Annotated in this window: 29 protein-coding genes; 14 read left to right on the top strand and 15 right to left on the bottom strand. The window is 67.2% G+C overall.

The window, feature by feature from the left end:
* Positions 1–146: 146 nt before the first annotated feature.
* Genes NYR58_RS14645 through NYR58_RS14635 form a run of 3 tightly spaced genes read right to left on the bottom strand, consistent with a single transcriptional unit; the run spans position 147 to position 1402 of the window.
* Positions 147–443: a hypothetical protein gene (locus tag NYR58_RS14645; RefSeq protein ID WP_261521730.1), complete on the bottom strand. Its 297-nt coding sequence runs from the start codon at positions 441–443 to the stop codon at positions 147–149.
* Positions 440–1078: a hypothetical protein gene (locus NYR58_RS14640; RefSeq protein WP_261521729.1), complete on the bottom strand. Its 639-nt coding sequence runs from the start codon at positions 1076–1078 to the stop codon at positions 440–442. The genes NYR58_RS14645 and NYR58_RS14640 overlap by 4 nt, the downstream gene beginning before the upstream one ends.
* A 54-nt stretch (positions 1079–1132) precedes the next feature.
* Entirely contained in the window at positions 1133–1402 is a 270-nt protein-coding gene (locus NYR58_RS14635; protein WP_261521727.1) for a hypothetical protein, read from the bottom strand.
* A 30-nt stretch (positions 1403–1432) separates the two neighbouring features.
* Here NYR58_RS14635 and NYR58_RS14630 point away from each other — a divergent pair, with 30 nt between their 5' ends.
* The gene (locus tag NYR58_RS14630) at positions 1433–1828 is read left to right on the top strand and encodes a hypothetical protein (RefSeq protein WP_261521726.1); all 396 of its coding nucleotides are present in this window, start codon (positions 1433–1435) and stop codon (positions 1826–1828) included.
* Positions 1829–1839: 11 nt separating this feature from the next.
* Here NYR58_RS14630 and NYR58_RS14625 read toward each other — a convergent pair whose 3' ends face one another.
* Genes NYR58_RS14625 through NYR58_RS14600 form a run of 6 tightly spaced genes read right to left on the bottom strand, consistent with a single transcriptional unit; the run spans position 1840 to position 6533 of the window.
* Positions 1840–3465 (bottom strand): terminase large subunit, encoded by a 1626-nt coding sequence (locus NYR58_RS14625; protein ID WP_261521725.1) that lies wholly within the window; start codon positions 3463–3465, stop codon positions 1840–1842.
* 36 nt (positions 3466–3501) lie between these two features.
* Complete coding sequence (locus NYR58_RS14620) at positions 3502–3882, bottom strand: HNH endonuclease (protein ID WP_261521724.1); 381 nt, start codon at positions 3880–3882, stop codon at positions 3502–3504.
* 1 nt (position 3883) lies between these two features.
* The gene (locus NYR58_RS14615) at positions 3884–4558 is read right to left on the bottom strand and encodes a hypothetical protein (protein ID WP_261521722.1); all 675 of its coding nucleotides are present in this window, start codon (positions 4556–4558) and stop codon (positions 3884–3886) included.
* The gene (locus tag NYR58_RS14610) at positions 4555–4893 is read right to left on the bottom strand and encodes a hypothetical protein (protein ID WP_261521721.1); all 339 of its coding nucleotides are present in this window, start codon (positions 4891–4893) and stop codon (positions 4555–4557) included. The genes NYR58_RS14615 and NYR58_RS14610 overlap by 4 nt, the downstream gene beginning before the upstream one ends.
* Complete coding sequence (locus tag NYR58_RS14605; protein WP_378074743.1) at positions 4862–6133, bottom strand: DNA-packaging protein; 1272 nt, start codon at positions 6131–6133, stop codon at positions 4862–4864. Before NYR58_RS14605 ends, NYR58_RS14610 begins: the two co-directional genes overlap by 32 nt.
* On the bottom strand, positions 6042–6533 hold the full coding sequence (locus tag NYR58_RS14600; RefSeq protein WP_261521720.1) for a hypothetical protein: 492 nt from the start codon (positions 6531–6533) through the stop codon (positions 6042–6044). Before NYR58_RS14600 ends, NYR58_RS14605 begins: the two co-directional genes overlap by 92 nt.
* Positions 6534–6865: 332 nt before the next feature.
* On the opposite strand from NYR58_RS14600, the gene NYR58_RS14595 reads away from it, so the two are divergent.
* Genes NYR58_RS14595 through NYR58_RS14585 form a run of 3 tightly spaced genes read left to right on the top strand, consistent with a single transcriptional unit; the run spans position 6866 to position 10158 of the window.
* Entirely contained in the window at positions 6866–9010 is a 2145-nt protein-coding gene (locus tag NYR58_RS14595) for a transglycosylase domain-containing protein (protein WP_261521718.1), read from the top strand.
* A 13-nt stretch (positions 9011–9023) separates the two neighbouring features.
* On the top strand, positions 9024–9617 hold the full coding sequence (locus NYR58_RS14590; protein ID WP_261521708.1) for a DUF1214 domain-containing protein: 594 nt from the start codon (positions 9024–9026) through the stop codon (positions 9615–9617).
* Complete coding sequence (locus NYR58_RS14585) at positions 9610–10158, top strand: DUF1254 domain-containing protein (RefSeq protein WP_261521705.1); 549 nt, start codon at positions 9610–9612, stop codon at positions 10156–10158. The genes NYR58_RS14590 and NYR58_RS14585 overlap by 8 nt, the downstream gene beginning before the upstream one ends.
* A 6-nt stretch (positions 10159–10164) precedes the next feature.
* On the opposite strand, the gene NYR58_RS14580 is transcribed toward NYR58_RS14585, so the two are convergent.
* Positions 10165–10323: a hypothetical protein gene (locus NYR58_RS14580; protein WP_261521697.1), complete on the bottom strand. Its 159-nt coding sequence runs from the start codon at positions 10321–10323 to the stop codon at positions 10165–10167.
* Between the two features lie 239 nt (positions 10324–10562).
* Between NYR58_RS14580 and NYR58_RS14575 the strand changes: the two genes are divergently transcribed.
* Positions 10563–11468, top strand: coding sequence for a hypothetical protein (locus tag NYR58_RS14575; RefSeq protein ID WP_261521695.1), 906 nt, complete (start codon positions 10563–10565; stop codon positions 11466–11468).
* Here NYR58_RS14575 and NYR58_RS14570 read toward each other — a convergent pair.
* The 4 genes from NYR58_RS14570 to NYR58_RS14555 all read right to left on the bottom strand — a co-directional run bounded on the left by NYR58_RS14570 (position 11444) and on the right by NYR58_RS14555 (position 14847).
* Positions 11444–11785, bottom strand: coding sequence for a DUF1491 family protein (locus NYR58_RS14570; RefSeq protein ID WP_261521693.1), 342 nt, complete (start codon positions 11783–11785; stop codon positions 11444–11446). The genes NYR58_RS14575 and NYR58_RS14570 overlap by 25 nt on opposite strands.
* Positions 11776–12648, bottom strand: coding sequence for a peptidoglycan-binding domain-containing protein (locus tag NYR58_RS14565; protein ID WP_261521692.1), 873 nt, complete (start codon positions 12646–12648; stop codon positions 11776–11778). Before NYR58_RS14565 ends, NYR58_RS14570 begins: the two co-directional genes overlap by 10 nt.
* Positions 12623–14317: a sensor histidine kinase gene (locus tag NYR58_RS14560; protein WP_261521687.1), complete on the bottom strand. Its 1695-nt coding sequence runs from the start codon at positions 14315–14317 to the stop codon at positions 12623–12625. Before NYR58_RS14560 ends, NYR58_RS14565 begins: the two co-directional genes overlap by 26 nt.
* Positions 14318–14556: 239 nt before the next feature.
* Positions 14557–14847 carry a hypothetical protein gene (locus tag NYR58_RS14555; protein WP_261521685.1) on the bottom strand — a complete coding sequence of 97 codons (291 nt, stop codon included), beginning with the start codon at positions 14845–14847 and terminating at the stop codon, positions 14557–14559.
* Between NYR58_RS14555 and NYR58_RS14550 the strand changes: the two genes are divergently transcribed.
* Both NYR58_RS14550 and NYR58_RS14545 read left to right on the top strand, forming a co-directional pair.
* Positions 14846–15160 carry a DUF5330 domain-containing protein gene (locus NYR58_RS14550; protein ID WP_261521683.1) on the top strand — a complete coding sequence of 105 codons (315 nt, stop codon included), beginning with the start codon at positions 14846–14848 and terminating at the stop codon, positions 15158–15160. The two genes, NYR58_RS14555 and NYR58_RS14550, sit on opposite strands and share 2 nt — an antisense overlap.
* A 17-nt stretch (positions 15161–15177) precedes the next feature.
* A complete protein-coding gene (locus NYR58_RS14545; protein ID WP_261521682.1) occupies positions 15178–15603 on the top strand; it encodes a SufE family protein in 426 nt (141 codons plus the stop codon).
* Between the two features lie 32 nt (positions 15604–15635).
* Here NYR58_RS14545 and msrB read toward each other — a convergent pair whose 3' ends face one another.
* Positions 15636–16043, bottom strand: a complete 408-nt coding sequence (gene msrB, locus NYR58_RS14540; RefSeq protein ID WP_261521681.1) for a peptide-methionine (R)-S-oxide reductase MsrB — start codon at positions 16041–16043, stop codon at positions 15636–15638.
* A gap of 221 nt (positions 16044–16264) precedes the next feature.
* Between msrB and NYR58_RS14535 the strand changes: the two genes are divergently transcribed.
* From NYR58_RS14535 to mnhG, 7 genes are read left to right on the top strand one after another with little or no spacing between them, the layout of a single operon-like run.
* Positions 16265–18637, top strand: a complete 2373-nt coding sequence (locus NYR58_RS14535; RefSeq protein WP_261521680.1) for a putative monovalent cation/H+ antiporter subunit A — start codon at positions 16265–16267, stop codon at positions 18635–18637.
* Between the two features lies 1 nt (position 18638).
* A complete protein-coding gene (locus tag NYR58_RS14530; protein WP_261521679.1) occupies positions 18639–19058 on the top strand; it encodes a Na+/H+ antiporter subunit B in 420 nt (139 codons plus the stop codon).
* Positions 19058–19435 carry a Na+/H+ antiporter subunit C gene (locus NYR58_RS14525; RefSeq protein WP_261521678.1) on the top strand — a complete coding sequence of 126 codons (378 nt, stop codon included), beginning with the start codon at positions 19058–19060 and terminating at the stop codon, positions 19433–19435. The genes NYR58_RS14530 and NYR58_RS14525 overlap by 1 nt, the downstream gene beginning before the upstream one ends.
* 7 nt (positions 19436–19442) lie before the next feature.
* Positions 19443–21002 (top strand): Na+/H+ antiporter subunit D, encoded by a 1560-nt coding sequence (locus NYR58_RS14520; RefSeq protein WP_261521677.1) that lies wholly within the window; start codon positions 19443–19445, stop codon positions 21000–21002.
* On the top strand, positions 20999–21472 hold the full coding sequence (locus NYR58_RS14515; RefSeq protein ID WP_261521676.1) for a Na+/H+ antiporter subunit E: 474 nt from the start codon (positions 20999–21001) through the stop codon (positions 21470–21472). The genes NYR58_RS14520 and NYR58_RS14515 overlap by 4 nt, the downstream gene beginning before the upstream one ends.
* Positions 21469–21807 (top strand): cation:proton antiporter, encoded by a 339-nt coding sequence (locus NYR58_RS14510; RefSeq protein WP_261521675.1) that lies wholly within the window; start codon positions 21469–21471, stop codon positions 21805–21807. The genes NYR58_RS14515 and NYR58_RS14510 overlap by 4 nt, the downstream gene beginning before the upstream one ends.
* Positions 21800–22168, top strand: coding sequence for a monovalent cation/H(+) antiporter subunit G (gene mnhG / locus NYR58_RS14505; RefSeq protein ID WP_261521673.1), 369 nt, complete (start codon positions 21800–21802; stop codon positions 22166–22168). Before NYR58_RS14510 ends, mnhG begins: the two co-directional genes overlap by 8 nt.
* Positions 22169–22365: the final 197 nt, after the last annotated feature.

Below are 22365 nucleotides of genomic sequence, written 5' to 3'. Positions count from 1 at the left end.
ATCTTGGGGATTAGCCGCCTCACGGCGGGTTGAGGGTCCATCGGGCCGGGTGGACCCGGCACAGGGAAATGGCGTCTCACGACGCGAAAACACGGTGCGAATGATGCGCCGCGAATGGAGGGTGGGGAGAAAATTCCTGTGGACAATCATGCGCGCCCCTTCGCCGGCAATCCTTCGAGAGCGCGCTTTCTGACAGCAAAATTCACTACATTGGCGACTTCGCGGGCCACCCGGTGCTCCGGACAACCAACGTCGCGAAGCTCTTGAGCGACACCGGCCCAGATACCTTCGCGGAGCTTGGTGAAATGCGCCGCGAATTTTGCGTCGTCACTTTCAAGCTGGCGAGCGCGCTGCATCGCTACGAGACAAGCCGCCTCATAGCGATTGGCGATTTCGGCCATCTTCGCGGGTTGGATGCCCGCCCATTTGTGGCGATCGCTCATTCGTGCTCTTCCTCATCAGCCTGGACGAGGGACAAGAGCCTGCCGACCGCTTCGTCGCCTTGAGGGGTGCTGCCTGCTTGGCGCGCCTGCATGAGCTGGCAAATGAAGACGAGCGCGTCGAACGGGATGTTCGCTCGCCGTGAGAAGAAAGGATTGGGGCTGATGACGAAGCGCTCCAGTTCGCCTACGTCGGCCCCTGCCGGAAACCGAAAATGGAGCACGCGATCCGACTTCTTGCTGTGGCGGCTCGCCGGCAGATGCACGTCGATCCCCAGCCGATCCTCGAAAACGACAATCGCAACGTCGGTCCATTCATGATCACGGATGCCACCGGCAGAGGCAGCGCCAAAGAGATCTTCGATAACCGATAGCGCTGTAACGGTCCCTTCCTTCGTCTTCGCTTCGAGACGGCAGTAGATGTCCACCACGTCGGCCGCGACCTTGATCTTAGGCTTGAGCGCGATCGCCAAAAGCAACTTCGCTGCGTGCTCTGTTTTCACATGGGCGATCGCGCGCCCGCTGCTCTTAGGGAGCGCGCCTCTATCGATCAGCGCCCGCGCGTAGACATTGACGGTCTTCTTCTCCGTCATCGTCACGGTGGCCATCATCTCCACGAGCTGAGAAACCGTTGCCATCTCGCCCCCTGATTTGGTTTTACCAAAATGAAATCGAAATGGCAACGATCAGGCTTAGCCTGTGGATTTCTCGGTGCTCGCCTGGTCGCGCTCGCCCCTGAACTCACTCAACGCGGTGTCCAGAAGCGCCTCCGCCTTCTCCAATTCATTCGAGACAACGTAGCAGCCGCGCGTAATCGCATGGCCACGCTTGCCGGTCAGACCTTCACAGGCGTGGTAGAGCAAGTTTACAAGGTCCCCAACTGCCGTCAGTTGATCCCGCGCATCGAGAACGAGGCTTATGGCATCCTCTGCCGGTGCCGCAACTGCCGAAGTGTCCTGCATGTCCTTTGTCTCCATAGCTTGGTGGAAGCCATGACGGGACAGCAGACGGAAATGTGGTATTTGGTGAGTCGGTCATCATCAGCCCCGCTATGGCTGTTGGTGGCAAGTGCCGGCCGGGCGCGCCAACGCCCGGTCGGTGCGCTTACTTTGCGCTTGTTCGGCCGGAAGGTCAACGCGCTCCGAAACGAGAGGGACGGCATGAAGAAAGGCGAGTGTGAGAAGGCTATTCGATACCTCTGCACCCAGTATTCGAATGAACGCGGCCTGCCGATGACGGCAGAGAGCTTCCCTAGCTTCTCGGACTTTGTCTCGTGGCTGAGAGAAAAGGGCTACGGCGGCTATCTCGACTTCCGGTCGACCATGGGACCGATGTACGATGCCGAGATGTGGTTTGACGACGAATTCAAGCAAAACTGGCGCAACTAGCAGGGCTGAAATCAGGCCATCAACTCTGCCAGGCATGCCGGCAACGCTTCCGGCTCGTGCCGCTTCGAGATGCTGAGCGCCATCGCCAGCGCCACAAGCCCGTCGATCCGGCCCGCCGCCTTCGACTTGTCGAGCTTGCGCCCGCCGGCCGGATCGCGCGTCACCACGGCGTTCGCGGCGCACATGTTGAGCACCGGGTTGCCGCCGTGCCTGAGCAGCTTCTCGGCAACGCATCGCTCCAGCATGTCCACGGCGGGCGAGAAATCCTTAAAGCCTTGCCCAAACGGCGTCAGCGGCAGGTTCGCACCGATCAGCCCCAGTTCGCGTTTCAGGTCCTCGATGCGCCAGCGATCATACGCCAGCGCCTGCATGTTGTAGCGCGCGGCCGCGTTCGCCAGCACGTCCGCGACAAAGCCCGGATCGATCGTCGCGCCGGGAATGAGCGTGATAAGCCCCTGCTTTGCCCACACGTCGTAGGGCACGCGGTCCTCGTTCGATCGGTCCTCGATGTTGGATTCCGGCATGAAGAAGCGGGCGAGCACATCGAAATGGCCTTTCTCATCGGGGAACACCATGACGAAGGCGGTCAGGTCGCGTGTCGCGCCCAGGTCGAGGCCGGCATAGCACTCGCGGCCGTCGAGCGAGGCGATATCGACCGTGCCGGCGCAGGCGTCCCATTCGGCCTTGTGGATGAAGCGCGAAACGGCGGAAACGCGCTGATTGAGGATCAAATTTCGGAACGCCGCCTCCTTCGACGGCACCAGCTTCGCCTGGTCGGCCTGCCGTTTCACGTCCTCATAGGAGCGGAAATCCCCGATCGCCGGGTTCGCCATGCGCCAGGTGTCGGGATGCCAAGGATCGGCGTCATCCGGCGCGGCATAGAGCGTCAGGTGAAAGGACGGGTCGGCCACGTCGCCGGCCTGGACGCGCAAGCCATAGTCGACCAGCTCAGACATGACGGCATGATCCGCCGCCGCCTGAGTGGATATGACCATCATCAGCGGGTTCTCGCGCGCGCCGGTTGCCGTGTCCATGGCATCGAAAAGGGCACGATTCGGCGCGCTGCCCAGCTCGTCATAGACGACGAAGGAAGGCGACAGCCCCAGCTTGCTTCCCGCGTCGGCGGACAGCGCCGAATAGATCGAGCCGGCCCCGACGCCGCTCAGCACTTCGATTTGCTTCGTGAACCGGACGATGTTGCAGCGATCGTCCAGCTCTTCATGCGCCTGGAGGATCGCGGCCATCTCGGCAAAGAGCTTCGCCGCCTGGTCGCGGGTGAGCGCGCAGGAATAGACCTCGCCGCGCGGCTCGGCTTCCGGCCCCAGCAGGTGACAGAGCGCCAGCGCAGCCGCGAGCTGCGTCTTGCCGTTTTTGCGGCCCATGCAGAGCACGGCCGTGCGGATCGGCCGGCGCCCCTCGCCGTCCTCGGCATAGACGGCGCGGATATAGGCCCGCTGCCACTCGCGAAGCACCATCTTCGTGCCCGCGAGCTTGCCGGCCGTGATTGGCAGGTCTTCGCAGAAGGCAATCACGCGCTCGGCACGGGTCAGGCCGGGTTCTTCCCAGGGCATGACGGGCCGTTGGTCGACCTTGCCCCGTTCCGAAAGCGGCTTCGCTCCTACGCCTCTAAGTGCCATCCGTCATCACCTCGATATGGGGCTAAGTCCCTGAAACTAAGTATTTTCCGAGGGGGCGCATCGGTCCCCGGCGCGATCGTTTCTCGTGATTTGACCGCCCCCACCCCCATGCCAAGCGTCGGCCGGATCAATCGGATTGCCGTTCAGATCGAAACCTTTGAAGCGCCGGCCGCTCGACATGCGATCCGGTCGATCGGTCGCGCTCGTCTTTTCGTTGTGGCAGCGCTCGCAAAGGCTCATCAGTCCTTCGAGCGGCGGGAACGGTTCGCCTCCCTGCTTGATCGGCTTCACATGGTCGACTGCCACCGCCGGCACGATCTTCCCTCGCAGCTCGCAGGCATAGCAAAGCGGGTTGGTAGATAGCTTCGCCAGCCTTAGCCGTTGCCAGGTGCTTGTGTTGTAGGGCCATTGCGCCATCTCAGCGCCTCCACGGTCCAGTGGGGGCGCGACTTCGCCGTCGCACCCCTTCAAGTGCCCCTTGCGGCCTCTCAGCCGCCGCGACGTTGAAGGTTTTAGAAGACTGGTTTTCCGTGGTGGGACACAAATGTCCCCCTATGGGGCGCGGCTTCGGCCCCATCTTGATCCATGTCGCCCATTCGCTCGACACAACGCGCACGACATTCGGCAGGTGCTTGCGGCCTTTGACCGGCCGATGATCAACGTCGATCCATCGCAGCTCGGCAAGCCGATCCTGAGCGCGCTTCGCCGTTTTTCGGCACATGCCGCCGCGCGCCGCGATCTCGTCAAGCGTCAGGCGGCAATCGCCGTTCCTTTTCACCTCGTCGGCCACGATCCGCGCATAGGCGACTTGACTTGTCGTCAGCATGCCGGCCATCGCCGGCGGCATTGGCCAGGTTGCCGCGAGCGTCCGCCGGCGCTGGATCGACCGCTCGCGATCCGGCGACCGTTGCGGGCGTGGCCGCGCAAACCGCCCTTGAAACCGTTCCCGTCTGAAACGGTTTTTGTCGGGGCGCGCCGCCGCCGTGGTGATCTCTCCGCTCTCATAGCCTGCCACGAGCGCGGGATCGGAAGGCCGGCTCTTGACCAGACGCGAGTTGAGAAGCGCCGAACTGACTTCGAGGGGCGCGCTCATCGTGCGCCCCCATTGGCTGTTTGGATCGCCTGGACGGCCTCCAAGGCTGACACGCCGAACATGCGCTTGAGGGTCGGCACGATCGGGCGCGGGCAATTGTCGCGGTTTTCCGCATACCATTGCGCCGCCCGCATTGCGGCGGACGCGCCGTCGTGGTAGGAATTTTCGTTGAAAGCGCCGCTGTGCTTTTCAATTCCATTTCCGCCGTTCAGGGGTCCAGCCTGAGCGGCGGTTTGCTTTTGAGGTGCCGGCGGATCGGCGGCAATTTCCGTTTTACAGTCAGCCGGTTTGTTCCGGTGCCGTTCACGGTTTCCCGCTCCCTCTTTGTAAACCACAAGCGGTTGTTTTTGTGTTGCTTTTCGCCGCTCGGCTAAATTCGCACATCTCGTCCTCCAGTTCGGGCAGGCGGCGGGCGTGGCGCACGCGGCCCTGCGCGTAGAGGGCGGCCACCGGCTCGGCGCGCAGCCACTTGCCGCGGGTGGCGCGCACCGCCTTCACCGGCACGCTGGCGTCCACCGTGGCGATCACGCTTTTCACCATGTCGCCGCCCTGATTGACCTCGGCGATGATGGTGTCGGCCTGAAAGCGGCGGTAGAGCGCCACGGCACGGGCGGCCCAGGCTTCGGGCTTGGCGGCGCGCAGGCTGCCGTCGTGCAGCACCCAGGCCACCCCCTCCCCGTCGCGCCCGGCCACCACGATGCCGCAGGCGTTGGAGCTGCGCCGGCCGGTGGCCGGCGGGTCCACCGCCACCACGATGCGCGAAAGCGGCCCCGCCTCGCCCCAGCGCGCGGTGGCCGCCTCCAGCCCGGCGCGCGTCCACAGCGCGTCCTCCCGGTCCTCGATCAGCTCGCCGTCCAGCTCCTGCCGGCCGAGCCGCGTGCCGGCATAGGCCTGTTCCACGGCGCGCAGAAAGCCGGCGGCCAGGTTGTTGGCGTTCTCCTCGGTGCGCATGCGCGTCACTGTCACCTCGGTGCTTGCCATCAGGCGCCGGATCAGCGCCACCGGCTTCGGCGTGGTGGTCAGCAGCTGCACCGGGCGCGCACCCAGCCGCAGGCCGAACTGCAGCATGTCGAAGCAGGCTTCGCCGTTCTTCCACTTGGCCAGCTCGTCGCACCAGGCGGCCTCGAACTGCGGGCCGCGCAGGCTGTCGGGGTCTTCGGCGGAGAAGACCTGCGCCACCGCGCCGTTGTCCCAGACGAGCCGCCGCCGGCTCGGCTCGAAGCGCGGGCGGATGCCGCGCGAGACGGTGAGCAGCCCGGAAGGCCCCTCGATCATCACCTCGCGCACGTCGCCCAGCGTCTCGCCCACCAGCGCGATGCGGCCATAGCGGTGACGGGTGAAGGGCGGCAGCCCGCGCACCAGCGCGTTCACCCATTCCGCCCCCAGCCGCGTCTTGCCGGAGCCGCGCCCGCCCATCACCAGCCAGGTGGGTTTCAGCCTTGCGCCGACCGGATATTGCGCCAGCCGGCCGTGTGCGAACCACTCATCGCCCAGTGTCCCCGCCTGGTCCGGCGTCAGCCGTTCCGCCGCCCATGGCGGCAGCGAGCTCACAAGCGAGCTCCACGATGCGGGCATCGATGAGGGCGTATGCGGCGGCCAGCTCTTCATCGCTCTTCTTCTGCTTTTCGGCCGCGCGCTCGGGCACGCGGGCCATCTCACCCACCTTTTCGACCATGCGCAGCATGGCCGAAAGCGCGTCGATCCGTCCCTTGTCGTAGCTGCCGGCGGCCCGCCCCTCGGCGCTGGCCGCCTCCAGGTCGGCCACCAGCCGGTCGGACAGCGCCAGCAACCGGCGCTCCAGCGCCTCAGAATCCCCGTCGAGGGCGGGCCTCAGCCACCCCTCCGTCTTCGCCACGCGTTCGAGATAGGCCCGCGAGCGCCCGCAGGCGCGCGCAAGAAGCGCAAGATCCGCCGGCGCCCCCTCATAGAGCGCGCGCACGGCCCGCAGCGCAGCCGCGGCCGAGATGTGTCTCATCCGAATTGCTCCGCAAAAAGGAGAGCAGCAAGGAAGGAGGAAAAACAAAACGCCGGGCCTGCCGACACCGGCGCTCGATCCACTCCGCCGAAACGGCCCCCGCGGCCCCGGCCGCCGAACCCACTTTTCCGACGATGCCTGAACCCTACCAGACCACCGTCACGGTGTCAAGGAATAAATTCCTCTTCTCCCCCCGTTAATCCTTCCGCCGGTTTCCCCCGCCACTTGTCCCGCGAAATGTGCTAGACCTGCCCTGAGGGGATGTCCTGGCTTTCGCTGCGGGTTCGCGCGGCGGGGCTGCAGGGCTTGGGAAGACGACCGGGCGGTCAGGGATGGAAGAGAAGCGCGGGAAAAAGGGGCGGGCGCCGAGGGCATCGTGGCTCCTCGAGGTCGACGCGTGGATCGATTCCACCCTCTATGAGGCAGGCTTCAAGCTTGCCCGCGCGTGGGAGGATCTGACGGTCTTCTTCCGCCGTTTCCGCGTCGAGGGAGCGGCGCGCGCTGCCGTCGAGACGGCGAGCGAGGGGCTGACGCTGGCGGCCGCCGGGGCGGTGGTGCTCCTGGCGCTCGCCCGCCCCGCCTTCGAGGAGACGGCGGCGGACTGGCGTGCTCAGGACGACTATGCCGTCACCTTCCTCGACCGCTATGGCAACGAGATCGGCCAGCGCGGCGTCATCCAGCGCGACTCCGTGCCGGTGGACGAGATGCCGGATCACCTCGTGAAGGCGGTGCTGGCCACGGAGGATCGCCGCTTCTTCGAGCATTTCGGCATCGACTTCCCGGGCCTCGTGCGCGCCATGACGGAAAATGTGCGCGCCAACACCATCGTCCAGGGCGGCTCCACCATCACCCAGCAGCTTGCCAAGAACCTGTTCCTCACCAACGAGCGCACGGTGGAGCGCAAGGTCAAGGAGGCGTTCCTCGCCCTGTGGCTGGAGGCCAATCTGACCAAGAAGGAAATCCTGCAGCTTTATCTCGACCGGGTCTATCTCGGCGGCGGCACGTTCGGCATCGCGGCGGCGGCCGACTTCTATTTCGACAAGCCGGTCAAGGAGCTGACGCTTGCCGAGGCGGCGATGATCGCCGGCCTCTTCAAGGCGCCGGCGCGCTATGCGCCGCACATCAACCTGCCGGCCGCCCGGGCGCGCGCCAACGAGGTGCTCACCAATCTCGTGCAGGCCGATTTCATGACCGAGGGGCAGGTGCTGCCGGCCCGGCTCAATCCGGCCAGCGCCGTCGACCGCGGCAGCCACGAAAGCCCGGACTACTATCTCGATTGGGCCTTCGAGGAGGTGAAGCGGCTGGTGCCGGAGGGCGCCACCCATTCGCTGGTCGCCCGCACCGCCTTCGATCCAGACCTGCAGCGCGCTGTCGAGGAGTCGCTGGAATACCACCTGCGCCAGTTCGGCAAGGATTACGACGTCTCGCAGGGGGCCGTCGTGGTCATGGACACCGACGGCGCGGTGCGCGCCCTGGTCGGCGGGCGCGACTACGGGCAGAGCCAGTTCAACCGCGCCACCCAGGCCGAGCGCCAGCCCGGCTCCTCCTTCAAGCCCTATGTCTATGCCGCCGCCATGGAGGCGGGCTTCGCGCCCGACTCGGTCATCTCCGATGCGCCCATCTCCTGGGGCGGCTGGTCGCCGCGCAACTACACCCGCCGCTATGCCGGGCGGGTCGATCTGGCAAGCGCCCTCATCTACTCCTACAACACCGTGCCGGTCAGGCTGGCGCGCGACCATCTGGGCATCGACAGGATCGTCGCAATGACCGAGGCGATGGGCGTGGAGACGAAGCTGAACGCCCACAAGACCATGGTGCTCGGCACCTCCGGCATGACGGTGATGGACCAGGCCACGGGCTACGGCGTCTTCGCCAATGGCGGGCTTGCCGGCACGCGCCACGGCATCCTGCGGCTGACCACCCATTCCGGCGAGGTGGTCTTTGATCACGAGCGCGATGCGCCGCCGCCCCGCCGCGTGCTGTCGCGCAAGGCCGTGGCGGCCATGAACAGCATCCTCGTGCAGGTGCCCGAGCGCGGCACCGGGCGGCGGGCGGCGCTGCCGGGCGTGCGCTCGGCCGGCAAGACCGGCACCACCCAGTCCTATCGCGACGCCTGGTATGTCGGCTATACGGGCAACTATGTGGCTGCCGTCTGGCTGGGCAACGACGACTACCATCCCACGCGCCGCATGACCGGCGGCTCGCTGCCGGCCATGGTGTGGCAGCGCTTCATGGCCTATGCGCACCAGAACATCGAGCTCAAGCCCATTCCGGGCATCGAGAACCCCCTGCCCGCGCTCGACGGTACGGCCGTCGCTGCCACCGGCGAGGCGCAGGGCGAGGCGAACGGGCTTGCCCGGCCGCCGCGCGCCATGCCCGCCGCCACCCGGCAGGTGCTGCGGCAGCTCGGGGCGCATTTCCGCAACGCCCCGCCGGTTCGACCCGCCGCCCGGCCGGAATCCCTGTCCGCCCTGTGAAGAATCCGCCATCATGGGCGCCATGCTGAAGACGATTCTCCTCGCCGGCCTCAGCCTTGCCCTCGCCATTGGCGGGGGGGCGGGCAGCGTGTGGCTGGCGCTCGAGAAGGCGCCGCCCTTCGGCGCCGTCCGCGCCGGCCCGTGGGTCGCCTTCCCCAGCGCCGGCAGCCGCGAGGCCGATCCCTATTCGCGCGCCCGTTTCGCCCGCCAGGGCGGCATCCCGCTCGGCCGTTCGGAAGGCATCGCCTTCACCGCCGGCAGCGATTCGCAGGGCCGTGCCCTGCGGCGCGATTGCACCTATCGCATCGAGGGGCCGATGCCCGCCGCCCGGTTCTGGACGCTCCACGCGGCGGATGCCGCAGGCCGCGTCCTGCCGCCGTTCGGCCGGCGCCGCGCCGCCCTGCATTCGCGCATGGTGCTGCGCTTCTCCGACGACGGCTTTCTGATCGTCGTCTCGCCCCATCCCGCGCCGGCCAACTGGCTGGCCGTCACCGGCGAGGGCGGGATGCGTCTCGTGCTCACCCTCTACGACACGCCGGTCGCCTCGGGCGCGCGCCTCGGCGAACTCACCCTGCCGCAGATCGCCCGGACCGGCTGCGATGGCTAGGTTTGTTCACGCCTTGGCACTTGGCCTCGTCGGCGCCGGCATCGTCCACCTTTCTATTCTCTTCCTCCTGCCCGCCCATTCCGTGCGCGACGTGTGGACGCGTCTTTCCCAGGTGGGCGAGCCCTATGCGACGCTGCGCCTCGATGCCGCCGGGCAAGACGGCCTGCCCGCCCCCGCCGATCCCTTCATCCAGGCCGCTGCCTGCCGCTTCGACCTGGCCGAAGGCATGCTGCATCTGGAAGCCGAAGGCACGGTGCCCTTCTGGTCCATCTCGATCTACGACGACAACGGCCTCAACGTCTTTTCCATCACCGACGGGGCGGCTGCCGACGGGCGGCTCGACGCAGTCGTCCTGGCGCCCGCCCAGGCCCGGCGGCTGCACAGCCGCTACGCGGCGCAGACAGACCGCTCCGTCCTTCTGCAGGCGAATGTGGGGAGAGGCATTGCGCTGGTGCGTGTCTTCGTGCCCGATGAGACCTGGCAGGGCGTGGCCACGGCCTTTCTGGAAAGCCTGCGATGCGCGCCCCTGCCGCTCGAATGAGCGGCTTCAGCGCCGCTTGCGCCGCCGCGGCGGCGGTGCGCCCTTGCCGTCGCACCGTTCGTAGCGCACGCCGGGAAAGATGATGATCGCCGCCCCGTCCGCCGGCACGGGCGAGCGCCGAGCGGTGCGCCGCTTGCGCGGCCTGAAGGGCAGAACCTTCGCCATGCGCATTCCCCCGCATTGCACGTCATACGCAACGCTCGATACGCAACGCTTGCCGGCGCCATGAAACCGGCCGCATGGTTAATCTTTCCTTAACGCGCCCGCAATTGGTGAACGCAATCCTTAATTGTGCGGTTAATGGGTCGCTAACGCATTGGCGATACTTTGCGCGAGAAGGCGGGCGGCGCCGGCAGGGCCGGCCTCCCGCCACCCGTTCGAGTTTCAGGCGTCAGGCGTAAAGCGTGTCCAACGCGGACTTCAGGCATATCGCGTTTCAAAAAGGCCCGCGCAACTGCGAGCGGCTGTTTCGCGCCGCCGTTTCCGCGTTCTGCAGCCTTGCGCGGCCCACCCGGCGCGAGATCGTCCAGCTCGACGATCTGGCGCTCGGCTTGTTCGACGCGGTCTCGCGCGATGCGCGCCGCTTCGCCGCCGCCACCCTTTCAAAGTGCGACCCCGCCCCGCCCGGCCTCGTGCGCCGGCTGGCCGAAGAGCCGGTGGACATCGCGGCGCCCCTGCTGGTGCGCTCGCGCGCCTTGTCCGATGTCGATCTCATCGCCCTCATCGCCCGCCACGGCCTGCCGCATGCAAGAGCCATCGCCCGCCGCGACCACTTGCACCCGGCCATTGCCGCCCTCATCCGCGCCCTCGTGGCGCGCGCCGAGAGCGCGGCGGAGATTGCCGCCAGGATCGAAGAAGACGACGACCCGCTGGAGGCGATCCGCCGCCAGCTTCGCGAAGTGATGCGAGAGGCAGGAAGAAGCGGCGGAACGCCCGCGCAGGACCCTACCCTGCTCTACGCCAGGTTGCGCGAGGCGGCTCTCTCGGAAAATGCGCATACCGTCGTCGAGGCGCTTTCGGCCGCCCTCGGCATCAGTGCTGCGCGTGCCCGCCGGCTGTTCCAGGGCACGGGCTATGGCGACCTGCTGACGGGCCTGCGCGCCCTGGAACTCAAGGCCGAAGAAGCCTTCCTGCTGACGGCGGCGCTCTTCCCCGCCGAGGTCGCCCATCCAGCCGCCATCCGCCTGTTTCTCGAACGCTACGGCGTGGCGAGCCCGCAGGCGGCGCGCGAGAGGCTGGCCCGTTGGCGGGAGGAGGAGGGACAGGGCGGCGCGGCGGCCCCGCTTCACTCGGCGGCCAGCACCAGATAGTCCTCCATCGCCGCCTCGGTCTCCACCTCCAGCACCCAGACGTCGGGGTCGAAACGCATCTCGCGTTCGAGCCGCCGGTCGGCCTCCTCCTCCGTGGTCGCCGCCATACGCACGAACTGGCGCTCCGCCGGGCGTGCCTCTTCATAGCTCGTTTGCGGGGCCGGACCGTAAAGCTCGAAGGCGCCCAGCCGCGTGCGCCTCACGACGAAGATCGCGCCTGCCTCTCGCGCCCCGCGCCGGCGTACCGCCGCAAAGCCGCCATCGGCGAAGACGCGGCGCACAAGGGCCGAGACCCACAATTCGCTGGTTACCCGCATGGGCCGATCTCGCGCATCTTGGCCATCAGCGCCTCGTCGGGCTCGCCCGTCACCGGCAGGCCGAACAGGGACTGAAACTCGCGGATCGCCGCGCGGGTGTTCTCGCCAAGCACACCGTCCACCTCGATGCCGTCATTGCCGAAGGCGCGAAGCCCGGCCTGCACGCGGCGGATGACCGGATCGCCGTTGCCGGCGGGCGTCTCGCCCAGGGATGCCGTCTGCACCGGATCGCTCGCCCCTGCCGGGCGCGGCGCAGGCTTGGGCGCCGGCACCGGCACGGAAATTCCCGCCGTGTGCAGCGGTTGATCGAGGCCGAGCTGGCCAAGCAGGGCAGAATCGATCTGCGAACCTTCCGCGAGCCCCACGATGCGGCGGTAATTTGCCACTGCCTCGCGCGTCTGCGGCCCCGTCAGCCCGTCCACCGGCCCGCGGTAGAGCCCGAGATCGCTCAGCACCTTCTGCACGGCGCGCACGGTCTCGTCCCCCTCCTCGCGCGCCACCGAGCCCAAAGATTGAGATTCCGGCGCGGGCGCGGGCGCGGGAGCTGCCGCCTCCTGCTCCATCACCCGGCGAATCGGATCCTTGCTGCCCGTGGGTGCCGGCGCCGCCTCGGCGGGGGCAGCAGGCCGCGGCGCGGCAAGAGGGGCAGCCGGCGCGCGTGTCGAGACGAAGGCGCTCGGATGGATCTGCGGCTGATACCACAGCGCATTCGCCGAAACGAAGGACAGCGAGACGAGGAATGCCGTCGTGCCGCCGACCGCGGCGGGATTGCGGGCCACCATCGCGCCCAGCCGGGAGAATCCGGTGCCCAGCAGGCCCGTGCGCTTTCTGCCCCCTTCAGGCCGTCTTGCGTAACGCGTCATCGTTCCACTCGCAGTTCGTATTCGCTCTTTCCCCCGTGCCACGGTCCTCCCCGTCGGTTTCGCCTTCGGCGTGTGCGCCCGCCAGCGGCAGCGAGACATGCACCCGCGTGCCCACTCCCGGCGCGCTGTCGATGCTCATGGTCCCACCGGCGAGACTGACCAACCCCTTGACCAGCGAAAGGCCGAGCCCGGTGCCCTGGCGGGTATAGCCGTTCTGCACCTGGGTGAAAGGCGTGCCGACACGCGCCAGGTCCTGCGCCGACATGCCGATGCCGGTGTCGCTGACCTCCAGCTCCAGCCTTTCTCCCCTGCGGCGGGCACTCACCTTCACCTCGCCCCGCGGCGTGAACTTCACGGCGTTGGACAGAAGGTTGATGAGCACCTGCTGTACCACCCGCCGGTCGCAATTGACCACGCCGACATTCTCCGCGATGTCGGCCTTGAGCGCCAGCGACTTGGCCTCCGCCTCGCGCGCCGACAGGGCGAGGCACAGCCTTGCCGCCTCCTCCAGGCGGAAGGGCTCGGCCGCCAGCGCATAGGTGCCGGAGCGCAGCTTGGACGCCTCCAGAACCGTGTTCACCACCTGCAGAAGATGCTCGCTCGCCTCGCGGATGAGGCCGACATACTCGCGCTGCCGGTCATTGCCGAGCGGCCCCAGCATTCCGGTGGCAAGAACGTCAGAGAAGCCGAGTATGGCGTTGAGCGGCGAACGCAGCTCGTGGCTGACGCTGGCCAGATGGCGATCCTTCTCCATGAGCGCGCGCTCGGCCGCTTCCCGCGCCTCGGCCAGGGCGCCTTCCATCTCCGCCATGGGCGTGTCGTCGCGCGCCACGGCCAGGAAGCGCTGGCTGCCCGGCCGGGCCACGATGTCGAGGCTGAGCGGCAGCAGGCCGCCGCCGGTCTGGGCCGGCCGGCGAATGCGCAGGCGCAGGCTGCGCCGCTCCGCGCCATCGCGCAGGTCGGCCAGCGCGGTCAGGTAGGCGATGCGGTCGCTCACATGGATGCGGTCGATGAGGCCGCTGCCGTAGAGCATTTCCGGCGCCACGCCGAACAGGGCTTCGGCCTGGGGCGAGGCCGATGCCACCTCGCCGCCCGCCTGCAGGTGCAGCAAAGCGGCGCCGATGATCTCCTCCACCGGCTGCCGGGCCTGCGGCTCAGCATCCTTCTGCGCGTCAAAAAACGGCATGCGGAGGAGCAGGCTGGCGACATAGAGGGCAGGCACGGCCCATTGCCAGGGCGAGGGCGCGGCGGAACCGGGCAGCAGCGTGGCGGCGAGCCCAAGGCCGAGCAGCAGCGTGGCGCCGCCGGCGGCAACGCCGAATCCGACGGCCCTGCGCGTGCGCGCGATCCAGCCCGCCTCCACGGCGGGCGCCGCAGCCAGCGCCACCAGCGGCGAGGAAAGCCCACCGCCAGCCGCCACCAGCGCACCCAGCACGCTGGCGGCCAGCGCCATTGCGATCGGTTCCACGATCCTGCGCCGGCCGGTAACGATCAGCAGGAAGGGTGCCAGAAGCCCCAGACCGAAGACCATCAGCGCCGCCGCCAGCGCCAGAACGCCCTCCCCTCTGGCCGCTGCCGCCTGGGCGACGGCAAACGCGGCGAGCACCGGCCCTGCAAACAGCACGGCGAGCAGGCGCGCCTGGCGCAGGCGCTCCCGCGGTTCCGCCACGGAGGGATGCAAAAGGCGCTCGCAGGCCGCTTTCAGACGCTCGGGCCAAATCGTGGAAAGGGAGGCTCGTGTACTCAACTCGACGCGCTCTGCTCGTGTCCGCTTGACGGGTTCTTGTTTTCCTCCCGAACCTCGCACCGAGGCTTTAAGGAAAGGATAAACGGCGCCGGCCGCACGCCCCTGCAAACGCGAAAAGACGGCCGATCCGGGAAGGGCCGGCCAGGGGAATGTGCACATGGTTAACAAAGCCTCGCCAGCGTGGCCGTCCGCCGCGCGGCGGCGGCGCAGGCCGGCGGCGGGCCGATTCGTGCAATTGCTTCAGCCTTCTGGATGGTTGACGGTTCCCTGCCGGGCACACCGGCCGCAGGGGCGGGATGCCCGGCGATGACGGGAAGCGGACGATCAAGTCCTTCCGTTCCAATTTTAGACAATTTCTCAACAGCTCCTTTGCGCGTCTGCGCCATGCTGGCGAGAAGGAAGCCCGGCAGGAGCGTGCCGGGCCACAGGAACCAAGGAGCGAGAAACGCCATGGGATTCTTGATCCGTTCAGCCTTCTGGCTGTCGCTGGTGCTCCTGTTCATCCCGCTCGGGGCGGGCGGCGAGACGCCGCAGAGCGGAACGGTGCACCCCCTTGCGGTGGTCTCGGCAGCCGGCAGCGCGCTGCAGGATGTGCTCGGCCTGTGCGAGCGCCAGCCGGCCGTTTGCACCACGGCGAAGGCCGCCATGCATACCATCGCGGTGCGCGCCAGGGAGGGCGTGCGCATGGCCCGCGACATGATGGAGGATCAGGCGCCGGCCGATCGGCCGGCCGAAGAGGATTTTTCCGTGACGCCCGCAGGCTGAACGACTATATGCGGGGCATGACGACGAGCATCGACACCATCCGAGAGGACTTCGCCTTTCTCGACGACTGGCAGGAGCGCTACCGCTATATCATCGAGCTCGGCAACGACCTGCCGCCCTTTCCCGAGGAGGCGCGCGACGAGGCGCACAAGGTGCGCGGCTGCGTGAGCCAGGTGTGGCTTCACACCGAGATCGGCGAGGGCCGCGATCCCGTCATCACCTTCCGGGGCGATTCGGATGCCCACATCGTGCGTGGGCTGGTGGCCATCATGATGGCGCTGTTCAGCGGCCGGCGGGCCAGCGAGATCCTGTCCATCGACGCGGAGGAGACCATGCGGGCGCTGGGCCTCGACGAGCATCTCACCCCGCAGCGCGCCAACGGCCTGCGGGCCATGGTGCGGCGCATCCGCCAGGAGGCGGAGACGGCGATGGCGGCAGCCTGACACCGCGGCTCCCTGGCTCCCCGCACGGGCGTTCAGCGCTCCTCGAAATTCAGCGCATGACCATTGATGCAGTAGCGCAGGCCGGTCGGCTGCGGCCCATCCTCGAAGACATGGCCGAGATGGGCGTCGCAATCGGCGCAGCGCACTTCCGTCCGCACCGAGAACCATGAGCGGTCCTCGTGCAGGGAGACCGCCGCCGCCTCCACCGGCGCGTAGAAGCTCGGCCAGCCGGTGCCTGAATCGTACTTGGTTTCCGAGTCGAAGAGCGCCCGCCCGCAGCACACGCAGCGATAGAGGCCGGGGCGCTTGTTGTCCCAGTAAGGGCCGGTAAAGGCGCGCTCCGTGCCGTGCTTGCGCGTGACGTGATACTGTTCCCGCGTCAACAGCCGGCGCCATTCCTCATCCGGTTTCTCGACCTTCAGCCGTCTTTCCTGCGCCATCGCCGCCATTCTCCTTCTCAACCTCCGGCTGATATAGGTCAGCCGGGCGCGTTTTGCAGCCGCCGGTCTTGCAGATTCGACACACATTTCGTGAATAACCGCGTGCAATCGCTCCAGCTTCTTGCCCCGCCCGACGCGAGCGTCTATGTCACCCCGACGATTGAGCGCGTTCCTCAAGCCCGGCCGGGCCGGGCTTGCAGACCAGCAAGCGAGGGGAACCCATGGCAGCGGATGGACAGTGGCTGACATTCCTTGCGCTGATCCTCCCGTTTCTCGGTGCCGCCGCGGCACCCCTTCTGGTCCGGGCCATGGGGCACAACGCCGCCTGGGTGCTGGCGCTCGTTCCCGGCTTCATCTTCTACCACTTCACGGGTTTTCTGCAGCCGGTGGCGGCGGGGGAGACGATCAGCGGCGGCTATGCCTGGATCGAGAGCCTCGATACGGATTTCTCCTGGTATATCGACGGCCTGTCCCTCACCTTCGCGCTGCTGATCTCCGGCATCGGCACGCTCATCGTGCTTTACTCCGGCGGCTATCTGAAAGGCCATGCCCATCACGGCCGCTTCTTCTCCTTCATCCTCATGTTCATGGGGGCGATGCAGGGGCTGGTGTTGGCCGATTCCTTCCTCACGCTCTTCGTCTTCTGGGAGCTGACCTCGATCACCTCCTTCCTGCTGATCGGCTTCGATCACGGGCGCGAGGCGTCGCGCCGCGCCGCGCTCCAGGCGCTTGTGGTGACGGGGCTGGGCGGGCTTTCGCTGCTGGCCGGGCTTCTGGTGATCGGCGGGATCACCGGAACCGCCTCGCTTTCGGCCCTGCTTGCCGAGGGCGAGAGCCTGCGCGGCGCGCCGCTCTACATGGCCGCGCTGTTGCTCGTGCTGGGCGGCGCCTTCACGAAATCGGCGCAGTTTCCCTTCCACTTCTGGCTGCCCAACGCCATGGAAGCGCCGACGCCGGTTTCCGCCTATCTGCACTCTGCCACAATGGTGAAGGCGGGGGTCTATCTGGTGATGCGGCTCAACCCGGTGATGGGCGACACGCTGGCCTGGGAGACCATCCTTCCCGCGTTCGGCGGCGCAACCCTGCTCGTCGGCACGCTTCTCGGCGTGCGCCAGACCGACCTGAAGCTGATGCTCGCCTACACCACCGTCGCTTCGCTGGGCCTGCTCGTCATGCTGACGGGCTTCGGCTCGAAGGTCGCGGTGGAGGCGGCGGTGCTCTATCTGGTGGCGCACTCCATGTTCAAGGGCGCGCTCTTCATGGTGGCCGGCGCGATCGACCACGAGGCGGGCACACGCGACATCACGCATCTGGGCGGCATCGGCCGCGCCATGCCGATCACCTTCGCCGCTGCCGTGCTGGCCGCGCTGTCCATGGGCGGCCTGCCCCCCTTCTTCGGCTTCCTCGCCAAGGAGGAAATCTATGCCGGGCTCGCCCATGGCGGAAGCTGGGGTGCGGCGTTGACCGCCGTCGCCATTGCCGGCAATGCGCTCATGTTTGCCCTCGGCTTTGCCGTGGCGCTGAAGCCCTTCACGGGCGAGAGAGTGCGCACGCCGAAGACGCCGCATGAAGGGCCCGTCCTGTTGTGGATCGGTCCTGCGGTGCTGGCGGCGAGCGGCCTTCTGTCGGCGCTTGCTTCAGGGCTCAGCCACCGCTTCATCTCCAGCCCCATGGCAAGCGCGGTGGCGGGCGAGCCGGTGAGCGTGTCGATTTCCGTGGTCCCGCATGTCGGTGCGCCGCTGCTTCTGTCGGCGCTCACCGTGGCGCTGGGCATCGCGGCCTATCTGGCGCTTGAACGCGGGCGCGCAGCGATGGCGGCGGTGCTCGAGGCCATCGGCTGGGGGCCCGACCGGGGCTTCGACCAGGCGGTGCGCGGCACGGTCATCGCCTCGGCCGCCGTCACCCGCTTCGTGCAGAACGGGCGGCTGGATGTATATATGACCGTCACCTTCATCATCCTGGCCGCGGCGCTGTTCGTGCCGATGATCGCCTTCGGCGAGCTTCCAGCGGTGCCCGAGCTGCCGCTGCTGCCCTTCTACGAGGTGGCGGTGCTTGCCATCGCCTTCATCGGGCTCGGCGCCGTCCTGTGGGCGCGCGACCGGCTGACGGCCATCGTGTCGCTGGGCATCCAGGGGTTTGCCGTGGCGGTGCTGTTCATGCTGCTCGGCGCGCCCGACCTCTCCTTCACCCAGTTCATGGTGGAAACCCTGTCGGTGGTGATCCTCGCCCTGGTGATGACGCGGCTTCACCTTTCCCCGGCCGACCACCGACCCACCGACCAGAAGCTGCTCGATACCTCCGTCGCCGTGGTCTGCGGAGCGGGGCTCGGGCTCATGCTGCTGCGGGTCGTGCAGGTTCCCTTCGACGGCACGCTGAGCGCCTTCTTCGCCGAGAATGCGCGCGTCATCGCCCATGGCCGCAACATCGTCAACGTCATCATCGTGGATTTCCGCGGTCTCGACACGCTGGGCGAGATCGCCGTGGTGATGATTGCCGGCCTTGCGATCCTGGCGCTGGTGCGCATCCGGCCGGGGGCGGCGCCGGCCAGGGCGCCGAAGCTGCCCAAGGCGGTGGAAGAGAAGCTGGAGGCCTGACATGCGCACGCTGATCTTCCGAACCATCGCGCCCTATCTCGCCAGCCTGATGGTGCTCTTCTCCGTCTTCGTGCTCCTGCGCGGGCACAACGAGCCGGGCGGCGGCTTCATCGGCGGGCTGATCGCGGCATCCGCCTTCGCCATCTACGGCATTGCCTGCGGGGTGGCGCCGGTGCGCCGGGCGCTCTACTTCCACCCGATGGCCATCTCCGGCTTCGGGCTTCTGGTGTCCGGGCTGTCGGGCGTGGTGTCCCTGTTCAAGGACATGCCGTTCCTGACCGGGCAATGGGCCGAGGTGCACATTCTGGGCCTGGCCGTGGACATCTCGACCATCCTCTTCTTCGACATCGGGGTCTATCTCGTGGTCGTCGGCGCGATCACCTCCATCGCGCTTGCGCTCGAGGAAAGGGAGCACGTGTGATGGAAACCATCCTCGCCTTCACGGTGGCCGTCTTCTTCGCCGTCTCCATCTATCTCATGCTGTCGAAGCACATCATCCGCATCCTGCTCGGGGTGGCGATCTTCGGCAATGCCGTCAACCTGACGCTTTTCACCGCCGGCCGCGTGACGCGCGTGGTGCCGCCGATCATCCCGGTCGACCTCGACACCCCTGCCCAGGCGACGGCCAATCCGCTGCCGCAGGCGCTGATCCTGACGGCGATCGTCATCTCCTTCTCCATCTTCGCCTTCCTGCTCGTGCTCGCCTTCCGCGCCTATCAGGAGCTGGGCACCGACGACACCGACGGAATGCGTGTCGCGGAGCCCAAGGGCGAGGAGCTTCCGCCGCTGGGATATTGAGGGGCCCATGGCCGCAGAATCCGCCTACGCAGTCGACCTTTCCCGCGCCATGGTGATGGTGCCGACCACCCCTGCGGACTGGCTGGTGGTGGGGCCGGTGGCCATTCCCATCGTCACCGGCGCGCTCCTGCTGATGGTGCGCCATCAGACGCGCCTGCACGGCAGCCTGGCGGTGGCCGGGCTGTTCGCCACGCTGCTGTGCAATATCGGGCTTCTTGCCCGCGTGCTCGGCGAGGGGCCGCAGGTCATGACCATGGGGCGGTGGCTTCCCCCCTTCGGCATTTCCTTTGCGGCCGACGCGCTGGGCGCCTCGCTGGCGCTGGTAGCCACGCTGGTGGCGGTGGTGTGCGCCCTGTTCGCGGCAAACGACATCGGCACGGTGGGGCGGCGCTACGGCTTCTACCCCTTCATGATGCTGATGATGGCGGGGGTCGGCGGGTCGTTCCTGACTGGCGACCTGTTCAATCTCTATGTCTGGTTCGAGGTGTTCCTGATCTCATCCTTCGGGCTTCTGGTGCTCGGCTCGCAGCACCGGCAGCTCGACGGAGCGACCAAATATGCCATTCTGAACCTCGTCGGCACGACACTGTTTCTCATCTCGACCGCGCTGGCCTACGGCATCTTTGGTACGCTCAACATGGCCGACATCGCGCGCAAGGCGGACGGCCTGCGCGAAAGCGCGCCCCTGACCACGCTTGCCGTGCTCTATCTGCTGGCCTTCGGAATGAAGGCGGCCGCCTTCCCGGTCAATTTCTGGCTGCCTGCCTCCTATCACACGCCGCGCATCGTCACCGCCGCGCTGTTCGGCGGCGTGCTCACCAAGGTCGGCGTCTATGCGCTGCTGCGGGTGATGGTGCTCATCTTCCCGCCGGAGCGGGCGCTGCTGTCCGGTCTCATCGCCTGGGTGGCGGCGGCGACCATGGTGATCGGCATCATGGGCGCGCTGGCGCAGTCGGATCTCAGACGGGTGCTCGGCTTCGTGGTGATTTCCGGCGTCGGCGTCATGCTGGCGGGCCTGGCGCTGGGCACGCCGGAGGGCCTGGCGGGCACGGTGTTCTACGCCTTCCATTCGATGATCGCGATGACGGCGCTATATCTGCTTGCCGGTGTGATGAACAGCCTCGGCGGCGGCTACTCGCTGCGGTCGCTTTCCGGTCTCTATGCGATGCATCCGCTGGTGGCGGCCTTCGCCCTTATCCTGGTGCTGGCGGCGGCTGGCCTGCCCCCGGCCTCGGGCCTGTGGCCGAAGGTGATGCTGGTGCGCGCCTCGCTGGATTCCGGCCTGCCGTGGCTCGCCTTCGCCATTCTGGCCACGGGGCTGCTGACCACCCTGGCGCTCGGCCGCGTCTTCATCCTCACCGTATGGCGGCCACGCGTGGCGGAGAAGCCGCAGGGCAGCGCCATGCCGCAGACGGGCTATCTGGCGCTCGCCGCGCTCTGCCTGCCGATCGTGCTGATGGGCGTTTATCCCGAGCCGGTGATCGGCGTTGCCCGGCAGGCGGCGGACGCCATCCTGGATGCGCCCACCTATATCGGCTCGGTCTTCCCCGGGGAGACGGCGCAATGAACCTCTATCTCATCAACATCCTGATGGCGTTGATCTGGGCGGCGGTGACTGGCTCCTTCTCGCTGGCCAACATCGTCTTCGGCTTCCTTCTCGGTGCGCTGGCGCTCTATCTCATCCGCGAGCAGGTGGGCTCGCTCGGTTATTTCCGCCGTGGTTTCAAGCTTGCGGCGCTGGCCCTGCTGTTCATCTACGAACTCATCCTCTCGGCCTGGCGCGTGGCCTGGCTCGTGCTGTCGCCGCGCATGGACATCAAGCCGGGCATCTTTGCGTATCCGCTGACGGTGGAGCGCGACTTCGAGATCACCCTTCTGGCCAATCTCATCACGCTCACGCCCGGCACCCTGTCGATCGACGTATCCGACGACCGCAAGACGCTCTATGTCCATGCCATCGACTGCTCGGACCCCGACGGGCTGCGGCGCGATATCGCGCGCGGCTTCGAGCGCAGGATCATGGAGGCATTCCGATGACGACCGGCCAGGGCTTCCTTCTTTTTGCCGAGCAGGCGGCGCTTGCCATCTTGAGCCTGTCCTTTCTCATCGCCGTCCTGCGGGTGGTGATCGGCCCCAGCCTGCCCGACCGGATCCTGGGCCTCGACATGCTTGTGACGATCGCCATCGGCTTCATCGCCGTCATCGGCGTGCGCACCGGCTTCACGCTCTATCTGGACATTGCCATCGCGCTCGGCCTGGTCGGCTTCCTGGCCACGGTGGCGTTCGCCCGCTTCGTGATGAGCCGCCGCTACGAGGAGGAGTTCATCTCCGACGAGGCGCGGGGAAAGTTCGTGGAGGAAGGCGATGACTGAGCTTGTGCAGAACCTGCTGGTGGGTGGGCTCATGCTCGTGGGCGCCTTCTTCACCCTGGCGGCCTCCATCGGCCTCATGCGCCTTCCCGACCTTTATTCGCGCATGCATGCCGCCTCCAAGGCCGGCACGCTGGGCGCCGGCGTCTTTCTCCTGGCGCTGGCCATCTTCGCGGAAGATCACGCCATCGCGACACGGGCGCTGGCGGCCATCGCCTTCCTTCTGCTGACCGCGCCCGTATCGGCGCACCTCCTGGCCAAAGCCGCCTACGCGGTGGGATACCGGCTGTGGGAAGGCTCCGTGCACGACGACATGGCGGCCGCGGCGCAGACAAGAAAACGGCCCGCCGGCGACGACGCCTGAGCTTTTCCCTTCGGATCTATACCCACGCCTGCAGGACAACCTGCAGGCGTTTTCGCTGCACTGCGATAGCTATCCTGCATTACAATAATCGACATTAAGTATAACAAATATAATCCGCGCGAGTAATGAGCGAAAGTTGGTGATGCCCTGAGGGGCGGCATATCATGGCGGTGTTCACGCGCCGTCAATTCTCAGCC

It is taken from the genome of Chelativorans intermedius (genome assembly GCF_025398255.1).
Taxonomy (GTDB): domain Bacteria; phylum Pseudomonadota; class Alphaproteobacteria; order Rhizobiales; family Rhizobiaceae; genus Chelativorans; species Chelativorans intermedius.
This window is presented reverse-complemented; position numbering and strand designations above follow the sequence as displayed.

Bases quoted from the DNA above. Each gene is read 5' to 3' on its own strand.
- NYR58_RS14590 (WP_261521708.1), top strand. From the start codon at position 9,024: ATGGGCGCCATGCTGAAGACGATTCTCCTCGCCGGCCTCAGCCTTGCC.
- msrB (WP_261521681.1), bottom strand. From the start codon at position 16,043: ATGGCGCAGGAAAGACGGCTGAAGGTCGAGAAACCGGATGAGGAATGG.
- NYR58_RS14520 (WP_261521677.1), top strand. From the start codon at position 19,443: ATGGCCGCAGAATCCGCCTACGCAGTCGACCTTTCCCGCGCCATGGTG.
- NYR58_RS14645 (WP_261521730.1), bottom strand. From the start codon at position 443: ATGAGCGATCGCCACAAATGGGCGGGCATCCAACCCGCGAAGATGGCC.
- NYR58_RS14580 (WP_261521697.1), bottom strand. From the start codon at position 10,323: ATGGCGAAGGTTCTGCCCTTCAGGCCGCGCAAGCGGCGCACCGCTCGG.
- NYR58_RS14545 (WP_261521682.1), top strand. From the start codon at position 15,178: ATGACGACGAGCATCGACACCATCCGAGAGGACTTCGCCTTTCTCGAC.
- NYR58_RS14595 (WP_261521718.1), top strand. From the start codon at position 6,866: ATGGAAGAGAAGCGCGGGAAAAAGGGGCGGGCGCCGAGGGCATCGTGG.
- NYR58_RS14630 (WP_261521726.1), top strand. From the start codon at position 1,433: ATGACGGGACAGCAGACGGAAATGTGGTATTTGGTGAGTCGGTCATCA.
- NYR58_RS14640 (WP_261521729.1), bottom strand. From the start codon at position 1,078: ATGGCAACGGTTTCTCAGCTCGTGGAGATGATGGCCACCGTGACGATG.
- NYR58_RS14525 (WP_261521678.1), top strand. From the start codon at position 19,058: ATGGAAACCATCCTCGCCTTCACGGTGGCCGTCTTCTTCGCCGTCTCC.
- NYR58_RS14555 (WP_261521685.1), bottom strand. From the start codon at position 14,847: ATGGCGTTTCTCGCTCCTTGGTTCCTGTGGCCCGGCACGCTCCTGCCG.
- mnhG (WP_261521673.1), top strand. From the start codon at position 21,800: ATGACTGAGCTTGTGCAGAACCTGCTGGTGGGTGGGCTCATGCTCGTG.
- NYR58_RS14600 (WP_261521720.1), bottom strand. From the start codon at position 6,533: ATGAGACACATCTCGGCCGCGGCTGCGCTGCGGGCCGTGCGCGCGCTC.
- NYR58_RS14620 (WP_261521724.1), bottom strand. From the start codon at position 3,882: ATGGCGCAATGGCCCTACAACACAAGCACCTGGCAACGGCTAAGGCTG.
- NYR58_RS14635 (WP_261521727.1), bottom strand. From the start codon at position 1,402: ATGCAGGACACTTCGGCAGTTGCGGCACCGGCAGAGGATGCCATAAGC.
- NYR58_RS14530 (WP_261521679.1), top strand. From the start codon at position 18,639: ATGCGCACGCTGATCTTCCGAACCATCGCGCCCTATCTCGCCAGCCTG.
- NYR58_RS14605 (WP_378074743.1), bottom strand. From the start codon at position 6,133: ATGCCCGCATCGTGGAGCTCGCTTGTGAGCTCGCTGCCGCCATGGGCG.
- NYR58_RS14625 (WP_261521725.1), bottom strand. From the start codon at position 3,465: ATGGCACTTAGAGGCGTAGGAGCGAAGCCGCTTTCGGAACGGGGCAAG.
- NYR58_RS14615 (WP_261521722.1), bottom strand. From the start codon at position 4,558: ATGAGCGCGCCCCTCGAAGTCAGTTCGGCGCTTCTCAACTCGCGTCTG.
- NYR58_RS14535 (WP_261521680.1), top strand. From the start codon at position 16,265: ATGGCAGCGGATGGACAGTGGCTGACATTCCTTGCGCTGATCCTCCCG.
- NYR58_RS14585 (WP_261521705.1), top strand. From the start codon at position 9,610: ATGGCTAGGTTTGTTCACGCCTTGGCACTTGGCCTCGTCGGCGCCGGC.
- NYR58_RS14515 (WP_261521676.1), top strand. From the start codon at position 20,999: ATGAACCTCTATCTCATCAACATCCTGATGGCGTTGATCTGGGCGGCG.
- NYR58_RS14565 (WP_261521692.1), bottom strand. From the start codon at position 12,648: ATGACGCGTTACGCAAGACGGCCTGAAGGGGGCAGAAAGCGCACGGGC.
- NYR58_RS14550 (WP_261521683.1), top strand. From the start codon at position 14,846: ATGGGATTCTTGATCCGTTCAGCCTTCTGGCTGTCGCTGGTGCTCCTG.
- NYR58_RS14570 (WP_261521693.1), bottom strand. From the start codon at position 11,785: ATGCGGGTAACCAGCGAATTGTGGGTCTCGGCCCTTGTGCGCCGCGTC.
- NYR58_RS14510 (WP_261521675.1), top strand. From the start codon at position 21,469: ATGACGACCGGCCAGGGCTTCCTTCTTTTTGCCGAGCAGGCGGCGCTT.